Source organism: Amycolatopsis sp. NPDC026612, from assembly GCF_040638285.1.
GTDB lineage: Bacteria > Actinomycetota > Actinomycetes > Mycobacteriales > Pseudonocardiaceae > Amycolatopsis.
Window position 1 is genome coordinate 355,665 of sequence record NZ_JBEZYB010000001.1, and the last position, 12,203, is coordinate 367,867.

Here is a 12,203-nt window from a genome sequence, read left to right on the forward strand (position 1 = left end):
GGGAGAGGGAAACCGGCCGTCGTGGCGGCGCTCGGGGTTACGCCGCCTGGGAAACCGGCGTCGAAGCCGGGGTCAGGGCGAGGTCGAGGACCTCGCGGACGTTCGCCACCGCGTGGACGTCCAGCTGGGCCAGCACCTCGGCCGGGACGTCGTCCAGGTCCGGCTCGTTGCGCTGGGGGATGATCACCGTCTTCATGCCCGCCCGGTGCGCTGCCAGCAGCTTCTGCTTGACGCCGCCGATCGGGAGGACACGGCCCGTCAGGGACACCTCGCCGGTCATCGCGACGTCCGCGCGGACCACGCGGCCGGAAAGCAGCGACGCCAGTGCCGTCGTCATCGTGACGCCCGCCGACGGTCCGTCCTTCGGGACCGCGCCCGCCGGGACGTGGACGTGGATGCCGCGCTCGCGGAGGTCGCCCACCGGGAGTTCCAGTTCCGCGCCGTGCGAGCGCAGGTAGGACAGCGCGATCTGCACCGACTCCTTCATCACGTCGCCGAGCTGGCCGGTCAACTGCAGCCCGGACGCGCCGGACTCCTTGTCGGCCAGCGATGCCTCGATGTAGAGGACGTCGCCGCCCGCGCCCGTCACCGCCAGGCCCGTCGCCACGCCCGGGGTCGCCGTGCGCTGGGTCGACGCCGGGAGCGACGACTCCGGCAGGTGCCGCGGGCGGCCGAGGTAGGTCTCCAGGTCCGGCGCGTCGAGGACCACCGGCAGGGTCACTTCGTCCAGCGCCACCTTGGTCGCGATCTTCCGCAGCACCTTGGCGATCGTGCGGTTCGCGTCGCGCACGCCCGCCTCGCGGGTGTACTCGGCGGCGATCCGGCTGAACGCGGCGTCGGTCAGGGTGACGTCGGCCGTGGCCAGGCCGGCGCGCTCCAGCTCGCGGGGGAGCAGGTGGTCGCGGGCGATGGTGACCTTCTCGTGCTCGGTGTAGCCGTCCAGCGTGACGAGCTCCATGCGGTCCAGCAGCGGGCCGGGGATGGTCTCCAGCGCGTTGGCGGTCGCCAGGAACACGACGTCGGACAGGTCCAGCTCGACCTCGAGGTAGTGGTCGCGGAACGTGTGGTTCTGCTCCGGGTCCAGCACTTCGAGCAGGGCCGCGGTCGGGTCGCCGCGGTAGTCCGCGCCGACCTTGTCGATCTCGTCGAGCAGCACGACCGGGTTCATCGAGCCGGCTTCCTTGATGGCGCGGACGATCCGGCCGGGCAGCGCGCCGACGTACGTGCGGCGGTGGCCGCGGATCTCCGCCTCGTCGCGGATGCCGCCCAGCGCGACGCGGACGAACTTGCGGCCCATGGCCTTCGCGACGGACTCACCCAGCGACGTCTTGCCGACCCCGGGAGGGCCCGCGAGGGCGAGCACCGCGCCGGAGTGCCGCCCTCCGACCGGGCGGAGACCCGACTCCGCTGTGTTGGATGGCGCCTCGGCGGTAAAGCGTGCCTCGGCGCGGCGCTTCCGGACGGCCAAGTACTCGATGATGCGTTCCTTGACGTCGTCGAGACCGGCGTGGTCGGCGTCCAAAATGGCCCGTGCCGCGGCGATGTCGTGGACGTCCTCGGTGCGCTCGGTCCAGGGCAGCTCCAGGACGGTGTCCAGCCACGTGCGGATCCAGCCGCCCTCGGGGGACTGCTCGGACGTGCGGTCCAGCTTGTCCACTTCGGACAGTGCGGCCTTCTTCACGTGCTCCGGCAGGTCGGCGGCCTCCACGCGGGCGCGGTAGTCGTCGTCCTGCGCGGTGCCGTCGAGCTCGCCGAGCTCCTTGCGGATGGCTTCGAGCTGGCGGCGCAGCAGGAATTCCTTCTGCTGCTTCTCCATGCCCTCGGTGACGTCCTTGCGGATCGTGTCGGTCACTTCGAGCTCGGCCAGGTACTCCTTGCTCCACTCGAGCGACTTCTCCAGGCGCGCGGTGACGTCCAGCGTGGCCAGCAGCTCGAGCTTCTGCTCGGTGGAGAGGTACGGCGCGTTGCCGGACAGGTCGGCGACCGCGGAGGCGTCCTCGACCTGCTGGACGGCGTCGATCAGCTGCCAGCCGCCGCGCTGCTGGAGGATCGAGATGACGACGGCCTTGTACTCGGCCGCGAGCTTGGCGGTCTGGTCGTCGGTGGTCTCGGGGGCGTCCTCGGCGTGCACCCAGCGGGCGGCGCCGGGACCGTCGGCGATCCGGCCGACGACCGCGCGGGCCGTGCCGCGCAGCAGGACGGCGGCCTTGCCGCCGGGCACGCGGCCGATGCGCTCGACCGTCGCGACGGTGCCGAATTCGGCGTACTCGCCGTGGACGCGCGGGACGATCAGGACTTCGGCCTTGGTCGCCGCGGTGGACCGGATGCCGGGGAAGGACGCCTGGCTCGGCGTCCTGGCCTGGGCGGACTCCACCGCTGCGCGGGTCTCGCTGTCGGTCAGGTCGAGCGGGACGACCATGCCCGGCAGCACGACGTCGTCATCGAGCGGGAGCACGGGCAGGAGGCGGGTGTCGGACATGTGCACTCCTCGTGTAGTTGAGTCTGTCTAGCTCAACTCTCCGATGGGTGCGTTTGTTTCCGATGGTGCGTTCGCCCACAGCGATCAGCGAAACCGCAGGTCAGGCGGGTTTCTCCGCGACGGCGCACCACGCGAACGGGCGCGCCTCCGCCTCCAGGGCGTTGATTTTCCGGTCCGGCCGCCAGTCCGGCAGGTGCACGATGCCCGGCTCCAGGAGCGGCCAGCCGCCGAACAGCGGCGCGATGTCTTCGCGGTTGCGCAGCCACACCGGGTTGCTCGTCTTCCGGTACTGCTCGACGAACCAGCGCAGCCCTTCGAGCATTTCGCCGGTCCCGTCGCCTTCGCTCATCTGCGAAATCGCCAGCCAGCTGCCCGGCGCGAGCGCGTCGCGGTACGCCGCCAGCAGCCCGTCCGGGTCGTCGTCGGGCCCGACGAAGTGCAGCACCGCCGCCATGATCAGGCAGACCGGCCGGGAGAAGTCGATGAGGCGCTGCGTTTCCGAGGCGCGCAGCACGGACTTCGCGTCCCGCATGTCGGCCTGGACGATGCCGGCCCAGTCCGTCGCCGCCTCCTCTTCGAGGATCAGCGTCGCGTGGGCGACGGCGACCGGCTCGTAGTCGACGTAGACGACCTTCGCGTCGTGGTCCTCGGGCAGCTCCGCCTCGACGACCTCGTGCACGTTCCCGGCCGTCGGCACCCCCGACCCGAGGTCGATGAACTGCCGGATCCCGGCCCGCAGCGCCGCCCGCACCGCGCGGTTCATGAACTCGCGGTTCTGCTTCGACCCGGGGCGCACCAGCGGCCACTGGTGCTCCATGCGCCTGCCGAACTCGCGGTCCACGGCCCAGTTCTGCGTACCGCCCAGGTACCAGTCGTAGATCCGGGCCGCGGACGGCTTCTCGGTGTCGACCCCTTCGGGCGCTCTCGGCGCGGAATCCCGCTGCTCGGTCACTTCCGGCTCCCCTCGCTGTTCGCGACGGTCAGCCTATAAGGCCCGGGCACCCCCGGTAATCCTCCAGTAGTTCACCGAACAGCCGGTCGACGCTGCCAATACGTCCACAGCGGGCGGTAACCCTGCGCGTACCAGAACGGCGTCGACAGCGGGTTCGCCGCCGCGTGGTGCAGCAACACGACGTCGGCGCCCTCCTCGTCGAGGACGTGGTGGGCGTGGGTCGACAGCGCGGTGCCGACACCGGACGACCGCGCGGCTTCCGCCACGGCCAGTGACGACAGGTAGCCGACGCGGGTGGCGGCGACGCGGCCGCTGATCCAGCCGGTCTCGCCCGGGTGCTGGACGCTCACCATGCCGAGCGGGCGCCCGTACAGCTCGGCGATCCACAGCGGCGGTTCGGGCCGCTTCAGCTGCTCCGCGAGGTCCTTGGCCAGGATCTCCTCGACGCCGGTGCGCCAGTTCACCGTGCCGTACTGGGCGTCGTAGGAGTGCAGCTCCATGCCGAGCGCCACCGCGGTTTCGAGGTCGCCGGGCTCGGCGCGGCGGATCTTGACCCCCGGCGTCCCGAGCGGGGTCGCCGGCACCATCCGCTGGGCGGGCCGGACCGCGATCACGCGCAGCGGCGCGAAACCGTGGTGCAGCATCTCCCGCCCGCCGGCGGCGTCGCGGCTCGCGCGCGGCACGATCGCCGCCGTCTCGGTGTCACCCGGTTCGGCGACCGCGCGCAGATGTTCATCCCATCGGGTGAGGAGGGCGTCCAGCACGGCCGCCGGTTGCGGGCCGGCCAGCTGGAGGTCGAGCCGGTGCTCGGTCAGCGCGCGCCACGGCGCGTTGGGGGCGTCGCGGTCGACCTGAACGCGGGAAGCCAGCCCGGACGCGGCGGAGCCGGCCGCCGCCACCTCCAGGACCACGGCGTTTTCCGCTGCTTCGAAGGGAGTCGAGCCGGGGAGGAGGGGATCCACCGCCGCGAGCCGCGCCGCGTGTTCGGTGGCAATCACATCGCTGTGCATGGGGCCATTGAAGCGCGACCCGGGGCGGTGTGGGCGGGGAACCGCCCGGGTTCCGGCCGGCGGCAGCCCCCGGCCCCCGGTAGGCACCGTTTCACCCCTTGGTCCACGCAGGTCAGCGCGCTCGGGGCATTGTTAACCCTGGGGTGATCTCCTACTGTCTCGAAAGGGACGCGGGTACGCCCTACGGGGTACGGTATGGCCCCTGTCCACACCCGAAGTCACGGATCAGCACCGGTGGACAAGCCGGGAGGGAAGGTCGGATGCCGGACACCAACGCCCACGGCGACGCCGTCGCGCAGGCGCAGCCCGGGCCGGGAGCCGCTTCCGGGACACCACCGCAGCCCGCCGTTTCCGTCGAAGCCCGCACCGACGAACGCCGGTTCCGCGCCTACACCTTCGCCGTCCTGAGCCTCGGGCTCGCCGCCGCGTTCGCGGTCGGCTCGTGGCTGCCGTTCCACTGGGACGACCGGCTGCTGTGGGTCGGGCCCGTGCTCGCGGTCGCCTTCCTGCTCGCCGAACAGCTCGGCATCAACGTCGACGTCCGCAGCGGCATCTCGTGGACCATCTCCTTCACCGAGATCCCGCTCGTCATCGGGTTCTTCATCGCGCCCTTCGAAGTCGTGCTGGCCGCGCACCTGATCGCCGGCATCGGCACGCTGCTCGCGCGCAAGGTCGCCGGCCGCGTGCTCTACAACGCGGGCGCCTTCCTGCTCGAGATCACCGGCGCCTTCGCGGTCGCCGGGCTGGTGAAGTACGCCGTCGGTGCCGGAGCCGGGGACCGGATCCCGTGGGTCGCGGCGCTGGCGGGCACCCTGACCGCGCCGCTCGTGAGCACGCTGCTCGCGCTGGCCGCGGTCCGCGTCCTGCGGCGCCGCATGCGGGTCAGCACCGCCGTCCGGCTCACCGGGCGGATCCTGGTCGTCGGCTTCGTCAACGCGTCCGTCGGGCTCTCCGGCTACCTCGTCATCGCCAGCACGCCCAAGGCGTGGCCGCTGGTGCTCGCCGTCTTCCTCGGCCTCACCGCGCTGTACTGGGCGTACTCCGACCTGCTGCGCGAGCAGCGGGACATGGAGGCGCTCTCGGACGTCAGCCTGATGGTGGCCCGCTCCGGCCAGCAGGCCGCGGCCCGCCCGGCCAGCCGCGCCGACGAGCTCGTCGGCGGCGTCGACGTCCGGGAGTGGGCGACGATCGCCGAGCGCATCAAGGACCAGCTGGCCGCCGGCCGCGTCGTGCTGCGGCTCCGGCTCGAACCGAAGGACACCATGCGGGTCGTCGTCGCGGGCGACGACCTCCCGGCCGCCGACCCGGGCGCCGACGACCCGCTGCTGCGGCTGCCCGGCGCGCACGTCCGGCACTTCCGGATCACCGAAGCCAACCCCGACGTCCGCGCGGCGCTGCTCGACCGCGGCGCGCAGGAGGCGCTCGTCGTCCCGCTGCGCAGCGCGAACCGCCTGCTCGGCGTCGTCGAAGCGCACGACCGGCTGTCCCGCTGGCGCGGCTTCGGCAAGTACGACGTCCAGCTGCTCGGCACGATGGCCAGCCACCTCGCGACGGCGCTGGACAACCGGCGCCTGCTGGCGACGCTGCGCCACGACGCCTACCACGACCCGCAGACCGGGCACCTCAACCGGCCGGGCTTCCAGCAGGTGGCGAAGGAGCCGCTGCGGGACTTCGCCAACGCCGTGGTGCTGCGGATCGACCTCGACGTCTTCTCGACCGTCAGCGACGCGCTCGGCTACGCCTGGGCCGACCGGATGGTCGTCGCCGCCGGCCGCCGCATCCGCGACGCGCTCGGCCCCGACGTCCCGCTCGCCCGGCTCGAAGGCGCGTCCTTCGCGGCGCTGCTCGTCGGCTGCCCGCCGGAGGACGCCCACCGCGCGGCGGAACGGCTGCGCGAAGAGCTGTCCGCGCCGTACCCGGTCGACCGGCTTTCGGTCGAGGCGAACGCGATGATCGGCTACGCGACGACGTCCGCCGAGGAGCCGGGCGACGTCGTCGACATCGAAGGCCTGCTGCAGCGCGCCGACGTCGCCGTCCGCGCGGCGAAGGGCGGCGAAGAGGTCCGCGGCTACGTGCCGAGCATGGGCCAGATCTTCCTGCGCCGCTTCCAGATGGTGACGCAGTTCCGGCAGTCCCTCGAGGACGGCCAGGTCAGCGTCCACTACCAGCCGAAGATCACCCTCCCGAACCGGCAGGTCCAGGGCGTCGAGGCGCTGGTCCGCTGGGTGCACCCGGAGTTCGGCAGGCTCGGCCCGGACGAGTTCGTCCCGGCGATCGAAGCGGCCGGCCTGATCGGCGTGCTGACGTCGTTCGTGCTCGGCGAGGCCCTCAAGCGCTGCCGCAAGTGGCTCGACGAGGGCCTGCGGATCTCCGTGGCGGTCAACCTGTCCGTGCGCAACCTCGCCGACGAGGACTTCCCGAACAAGGTCGCCCGGGAGCTCGAGCGCGTCGGCATCCCGCCCGAGCTGCTGACGTTCGAGCTGACCGAGTCCGGCGTGATGTCCGACCCGCAGAAGGCACTGCCGATCCTGCGGGAGCTGCACTCGCTGGGCATCACCCTCGCGGTCGACGACTTCGGGACCGGGTACTCGTCGCTGGCGTACCTGCGGCAGCTGCCGGTCGACCAGGTCAAGATCGACAAGAGCTTCGTCCTCGGCATGGGCACCGACCTCGGCGACCTCGCGGTCGTCCGGTCGATCGTCGAGCTGGGGCACTCGCTCGGGCTGACGGTGGTGGCCGAGGGCGTCGAGGAGGACGTGGCGCGCGACCAGCTCGAGGCGATGGGGTGTGACGTCGCCCAGGGCTACCTGATCTCCCGGCCGCTGCCGGAGGACCGCCTCGAGGCGTGGCTGCAGGCCCGGACCGCACGCTCGCCCGGGCGCCACTCCGAGACCGTGTTGACCCTCCTGACCTGAGGTTTTGTGCTAAGGGGACCCCGGTTGCACGACGGGGTGACAGACCTTGCTAATCTTTCCAGGTCCTCGCGAGAGGTCAGGCCCCTTTAGCTCAGTCGGCAGAGCGTCTCCATGGTAAGGAGAAGGTCTACGGTTCGATTCCGTAAAGGGGCTCCGCGATCAGGCGAGCTATGCTCGGGAAAAGACCGAGCCTGGCTCGCTTCGCGGTGTCCATCTGGGGTCGACCCCCAGACCCCCGCCAGGGGGCTGCGCCCCCTGGATCCCGGGGTGGGGCACGTTAGGGCGGTGTAGCTCAGTTGGCAGAGCAAGCGGCTCATAATCGCTGTGTCGCCGGTTCAAGTCCGGCCACCGCTACGCGGTAACGACGGGGCTGGCCCCCGGGACCTGAGAGAGAAGGAAACGCTGTGGCTGCCACCGACGTGCGACCCAAGATCACGCTGGCGTGCGAAGAGTGCAAGCACCGCAACTACATCACCAAGAAGAACCGGCGTAACGACCCGGATCGCCTGGAGATGAAGAAGTTCTGCCCGAACTGCGGTACGCACCGGACGCACAAGGAAACCCGCTGACGCGTAGCGCGTTCACACCAGCTCGAAGAAGCCGCCCGGAGTTGCTCCGGGCGGCTTCTCGCTGTTGGTAGCCTCGTCGCCGTGCCCTTGGACCAGTCGTTCACCGGGCGGAGCTATCCGCCGCAGAGCAGTTACGAAGTGAGCCGGGAGAAGATCCGGGAGTTCGCCGACGCGATCGGCGACGCCAACCCGGTCTACCGCGACCCGGAGGCGGCCCGCGAAGCCGGCCACCCGGACGTGATCGCCCCGCCGACCTTCCTCACCGTCATCAACCTCGCCTCGATCAACGCGATCGTCGCCGACCCCGAACTCGGCCTCGACTACTCGCGGATGGTCCACGGCGACCAGGGCTTCACCCACACGCGCCCGGTGTACGCCGGTGACGTGCTCGAGGTGACCACCCACATCGACGCCATCATGACCCGCGCCGGGAACGACTTCATCAACCTGCGGGCCGACATCACCGACGCCGTCGGCCAGAAGGTCTGCACCACCCGCGCGCAGCTGGTGGTCCGAGGGGAGACCGCGTGAACACAGCTTCCGGGGGTCCGGGTGGCGGAGCCCCCGGCCGGGGCGAAGCCCCGCATGTCACAGTCGGCGACGCACTGCCCGCCCTCGACGTCCGGATCACCCGCGAGCAGCTGGTGCGCTACGCCGGGGCGGCGCTGGACTTCAACCCGATCCACTGGAACGAGAAGTTCGCGAAGGACGTCGGCCTCCCCGACGTCATCGCGCACGGGATGCTGACCATGGCGGTGGCCGGACGCGTCGTCACGGACTGGCTCGGCGACCCGGCCCGGCTGATCGACTTCAGCGCGCGCTTCACCCGCCCGGTCGTCGTGCCGAACACGCCCGAGGGTGCGCTGGTCGAGATCACCGGCAAGGTCGCCGACGTCAAGGACGACGGCATCGCCCGCATCGACCTGGTGGTGAAGTTCGACGGCAAGACCGTGCTCGGCAAGCCGCAGGCCCTGGTCCGCCTCTGAGGCGACGCACACCGAGCGCTCGCTACGGCAGCTTCAAGACCGTCAGGACGGCGTCGGCCATGCCCTGCTCACCCCGCGCGTTCGGGTGCAGCGGGGCGGCCGGCGAGGCGGGCAGCAGACCCTCCACCCAGCGCTTGTCGGAGGCCGAGCAGATGTCGTGGCCCTTGCCGGGCGTGGCCGTGTCCGCGTAGCCCGCCCGGTGCGCGTCCGCCTGGTCCTCGAGCATCTTGTTCAGCTTGGCCAGCTCGCCGCGGAAGTACTCGATGTCGCCCGCGCCGAACGGCAGGGACGGCCAGCAGCCGTCGCCGTCGGGGAGGATCGCCGGGTAGCCGACCACCACCACCCTCGCCTTCGGGGCTTTCTTGTGGATGCGGTCGAGGAGCGCGCCGATCTTCGGGGCCGTCGCGTCGATCCGCTCGGCGAGCTGGTCGTGGCCGCCGGCCGTCAGGCGGTCCTTGCACGGGGAGGTGTTCTGGTGCGTCGTCGCGCAGGACGACGCGTAGGAGAAGAAGCCGACGTCGTTGCCGCCGATGCCCACCGTCACCAGCGTCGTCTCCGCCGTCACCGCGTCCAGCTGCGGCGGGTTCGTGCCGTTGCCCGTCTTCTGCGCGGCGCTCAGGTGCGCCGTCGTCGCGCCGCTGCAGCTGACGTCGGCGAACTGGGCCGGCTTCAGCTTCGCCGAGACCAGGTGCGGGTAGTTGTCGTCCGAACGCTCGCAGCCCGCCGGTGTCCCGGCCTGCCGCCCGGTCCGCGGCGACGAGGTGTACGAGTCGCCGAGCGCGACGTAGCGGCCGGTGCCGCCGCCGGTGTCCGCGCCATCCGGTGGCGCCGACGACGAACCGTGCTGCCACTTGTAGTACCCGAAGCCCAGGAGCCCGACCACGAGCAGGACCACCAGACAGCCGCCGCCGCTCTTTTTCGCCACTTCTTCGTTTCTACCGAAGCCGGACCGCCGCCGACCTAGTCAATCCGGGTGATCCGCTGCGCGAGCAGATCGTTCACCAGCCCGGCGCCCGTCTCCGGGTCGTCCACGCTCACCAGCACGGTCCGGCCGTTCTCCAGGGCCAGCGCCAGCGCCGGGCCGCCGCGGACCTTGTACGCCGTCGTGCCGGTGACCGGGTTGAAGCGGAGGCCGAGCCCGCCGTCGCCGAACGTCGACAGCTCGCGGGCGGTGGCCTCGCGAATGCTGTCCAGCCGGAGGTGCCGCCACGGGACGCCCAGGAAGCCGAAGCGGATCGTCACGCCCTTGGCGTCCACGGTCGCCGACAGCCGGTACGTCAACGCCGTCACCCCCGCGCCGACCAGCGCGATCCAGCCGGCCGTCGGCCACGCGAGCCCGGCGGGCAGGAGGGCGATCGCGACGGGGACCAGCACCAGCGCCCAGAGCATCGCCGGGTTCGCCGCCCGGCTCGACCAGAACGCGCGCTGCCCGGGCCGAAGACCGACGCTCGGCCGGTGCGCGGAAGTCCCGCGGACCGGCGACGGCAGGCCGCCGACGAACGCCGCCACGACACCGAGGGCCGCCGCGCCCAGCAGGAAGAGCACGACGGCGGCGTCGCTGTGCGCCGCGTGCCAGTCCGGGGCGTCGAGGTTGGCCACGAGCACCGAAACCAGGACGGCGGCCGGCAGGACGGCGAAGCCGGCACCCACCCCGACGGTCGGGCGCGGGAGCGGCCGGCCGCGGCGCAGCGAGGTGACCGCCGTCGTGGCGAGGAGCAGGACGGCGGCGGCGCCGAGTCCGAGGCACACGCCGGTGAACACCCCGAGCGGGGTGGAACTGTCCGGCCCGCTCCTCCAGTGCGTCGCGACGGGGTCGGGCAGCCGGTGCGCCCACGCGTTCCCGAGGACGCCCGCGGTGGCGACCGCGGCGCCCGGCAGCACGGCCGTGGCCAGCAGAACCCGGATCAGCTTGGTCATGCGTACTTCTCCTTCAGCAGTCCGGTGAGTTCGTCGAGGCCGACGCCCGCGCGCTTCGCCTCGTGGACCAGGTCGGCGGCCAGTTCGGCCAGCCGCGCGCGGGACGACGCCCCGCCGATGACGACGGCGCCCCGGCGTCGGCGCAGGTCGATGAGGCCTTCGTCGCGAATCAGCGCATACGCCCGCAGCACGGTGTGGACGTTGATCTCGAGGGCGGTGGCCAGCTCCCGGGCGGGCGGCAGCTGCTGCCCGGGAGCCGGGTGGCCGTCGGCGATGGTCCGGCGCAGCGACGCGGCGACCTGCTCGAAGAGCGGGACGGTGGAGCTCGGATCGATTTGAACGAGCATAGTTCTAAGTATAATAGAACTATAAGGCGCTGCGTGAGAGGTGCGTCACACTGTAGTCAGGGTCAGTTCGGGTTCGTGACGAGTTCGCCCGCGAGGTCCAGGGCGTGGTCGACGTCCTTCGCGACGTAGTGCAGGTCGACGAGCACCTCGGTGATGCCTGCTTCGCGCGCGATGTCCAAGCAGGCCGGGACGTCGGCGATCGTGTCGACACCGGTGCCGCGCCGCGGGTTGATCCGCAGCACCCGGCGCAGCGCGCCCGGGTCGCGGCCGGCCTTCTCGGCCGCTTCGAGCGCGACCGACCAGAGGCCGTTCAGGTACTGCTTCGGCATCCAGCCCGCCAGCCAGCCGTCCGCGCGGCGCCCCACCCTGGCCAGTGCCGGCGGCGAAAAGCCGCCGAGCAGCACGGGCGGGCGCGGCTCCTGCGCCGGGCGCAGGCCGATCGTCGACGGCGCGATCCGCCACTGCGGGCCCTCGTGCTCCGCGGGGTCGCCGGTCCACAGCGCGTCGAGCGCGTCGAGCAGCTCTTCGAGCCGCTTGCCCCGGCCTTCCCACGGCACGCCGGCGGCGAAGTACTCCTCGCGCAGCCAGCCGAGCCCCAAGCCGACGTCCAGCCGTCCCGAGCTGGCGAGGTCGAGCGAGGTCAGCGCCCGGGCGAGCAGCACCGGTGAATAGACCGGGCCGGTCAGCGCGCTCATCCCCAGCCGGACCGTGCGGGTCACCGCGGCGGCGGTGGCCAGCGTCGTGAACGGGTCGGCGAAGGTCTCGAACTCCTTCGGGTACGGGTGCTCGGGTGTCCCGCCGCCCGGGTAGAGGTCCGACGGCGCCAGCGGCGCGAGGATCCGGTCGCCCACCCAGAGCGACGCGAAGCCGAGGTCCTCCGCGGCCGTCGCGAAGCGCGCCACGGCGGCGGGGTCGGCGAGGGCGCCGTACTGGGGGAGCGCGAGCCCGAGCCCGAGCCGCATCCCGCTCACCGGTCCGCGCCGGCCGGGCGCGGCGGAACAGCCGCCGACCGGGGGGTGGTCGTCATG

At 72.0% G+C, this 12,203-nt stretch carries 11 protein-coding genes and 2 tRNA genes; 6 read left to right on the forward strand and 7 right to left on the reverse strand.

What is annotated here, in order from left to right:
• Positions 1-37 precede the first annotated feature (37 nt).
• From lon to AB0F15_RS01920, 3 genes are all read right to left on the reverse strand, one after another.
• Positions 38-2,479, reverse strand: a complete 2,442-nt coding sequence (gene lon, locus AB0F15_RS01910) for an endopeptidase La (protein ID WP_360263664.1) — start codon at positions 2,477-2,479, stop codon at positions 38-40.
• A 100-nt stretch (positions 2,480-2,579) separates the two neighbouring features.
• Positions 2,580-3,431 (reverse strand): SAM-dependent methyltransferase, encoded by an 852-nt coding sequence (locus tag AB0F15_RS01915; protein ID WP_360263667.1) that lies wholly within the window; start codon positions 3,429-3,431, stop codon positions 2,580-2,582.
• Between the two features lie 71 nt (positions 3,432-3,502).
• Positions 3,503-4,441, reverse strand: coding sequence for a GNAT family N-acetyltransferase (locus AB0F15_RS01920; RefSeq protein ID WP_360263670.1), 939 nt, complete (start codon positions 4,439-4,441; stop codon positions 3,503-3,505).
• A gap of 260 nt (positions 4,442-4,701) precedes the next feature.
• Here AB0F15_RS01920 and AB0F15_RS01925 point away from each other — a divergent pair, with 260 nt between their 5' ends.
• From AB0F15_RS01925 to AB0F15_RS01950, 6 genes are all read left to right on the forward strand, one after another.
• On the forward strand, positions 4,702-7,356 hold the full coding sequence (locus AB0F15_RS01925) for an EAL domain-containing protein (protein ID WP_360263673.1): 2,655 nt from the start codon (positions 4,702-4,704) through the stop codon (positions 7,354-7,356).
• Between the two features lie 80 nt (positions 7,357-7,436).
• A tRNA-Thr gene (locus tag AB0F15_RS01930) sits at positions 7,437-7,509 on the forward strand.
• Between the two features lie 128 nt (positions 7,510-7,637).
• A tRNA-Met gene (locus tag AB0F15_RS01935) sits at positions 7,638-7,710 on the forward strand.
• Positions 7,711-7,760: 50 nt separating this feature from the next.
• Positions 7,761-7,925 carry a 50S ribosomal protein L33 gene (gene rpmG, locus AB0F15_RS01940; protein WP_020668467.1) on the forward strand — a complete coding sequence of 55 codons (165 nt, stop codon included), beginning with the start codon at positions 7,761-7,763 and terminating at the stop codon, positions 7,923-7,925.
• 81 nt (positions 7,926-8,006) lie between these two features.
• Positions 8,007-8,456, forward strand: a complete 450-nt coding sequence (locus AB0F15_RS01945) for a MaoC family dehydratase N-terminal domain-containing protein (RefSeq protein WP_360263675.1) — start codon at positions 8,007-8,009, stop codon at positions 8,454-8,456.
• Positions 8,453-8,911, forward strand: coding sequence for a MaoC family dehydratase (locus AB0F15_RS01950; protein WP_360263677.1), 459 nt, complete (start codon positions 8,453-8,455; stop codon positions 8,909-8,911). The genes AB0F15_RS01945 and AB0F15_RS01950 overlap by 4 nt, the downstream gene beginning before the upstream one ends.
• Positions 8,912-8,933: 22 nt before the next feature.
• Here AB0F15_RS01950 and AB0F15_RS01955 read toward each other — a convergent pair whose 3' ends face one another.
• The 4 genes from AB0F15_RS01955 to AB0F15_RS01970 form a co-directional block, all read right to left on the reverse strand.
• Positions 8,934-9,836, reverse strand: a complete 903-nt coding sequence (locus AB0F15_RS01955; protein WP_360263680.1) for an SGNH/GDSL hydrolase family protein — start codon at positions 9,834-9,836, stop codon at positions 8,934-8,936.
• A gap of 35 nt (positions 9,837-9,871) precedes the next feature.
• Positions 9,872-10,828, reverse strand: a complete 957-nt coding sequence (locus tag AB0F15_RS01960) for a hypothetical protein (protein WP_360263683.1) — start codon at positions 10,826-10,828, stop codon at positions 9,872-9,874.
• Complete coding sequence (locus AB0F15_RS01965) at positions 10,825-11,175, reverse strand: GntR family transcriptional regulator (RefSeq protein ID WP_360263686.1); 351 nt, start codon at positions 11,173-11,175, stop codon at positions 10,825-10,827. Before AB0F15_RS01965 ends, AB0F15_RS01960 begins: the two co-directional genes overlap by 4 nt.
• A gap of 62 nt (positions 11,176-11,237) precedes the next feature.
• On the reverse strand, positions 11,238-12,137 hold the full coding sequence (locus tag AB0F15_RS01970; RefSeq protein ID WP_360263689.1) for a TIGR03619 family F420-dependent LLM class oxidoreductase: 900 nt from the start codon (positions 12,135-12,137) through the stop codon (positions 11,238-11,240).
• Between the last annotated feature and the right edge of the window lie 66 nt (positions 12,138-12,203).

Bases quoted from the DNA above. Each gene is read 5' to 3' on its own strand.
- lon (WP_360263664.1), bottom strand. From the start codon at position 2,479: ATGTCCGACACCCGCCTCCTGCCCGTGCTCCCGCTCGATGACGACGTC.
- AB0F15_RS01920 (WP_360263670.1), bottom strand. From the start codon at position 4,441: ATGCACAGCGATGTGATTGCCACCGAACACGCGGCGCGGCTCGCGGCG.
- AB0F15_RS01925 (WP_360263673.1), top strand. From the start codon at position 4,702: ATGCCGGACACCAACGCCCACGGCGACGCCGTCGCGCAGGCGCAGCCC.
- AB0F15_RS01960 (WP_360263683.1), bottom strand. From the start codon at position 10,828: ATGACCAAGCTGATCCGGGTTCTGCTGGCCACGGCCGTGCTGCCGGGC.
- AB0F15_RS01965 (WP_360263686.1), bottom strand. From the start codon at position 11,175: ATGCTCGTTCAAATCGATCCGAGCTCCACCGTCCCGCTCTTCGAGCAG.
- AB0F15_RS01970 (WP_360263689.1), bottom strand. From the start codon at position 12,137: ATGCGGCTCGGGCTCGGGCTCGCGCTCCCCCAGTACGGCGCCCTCGCC.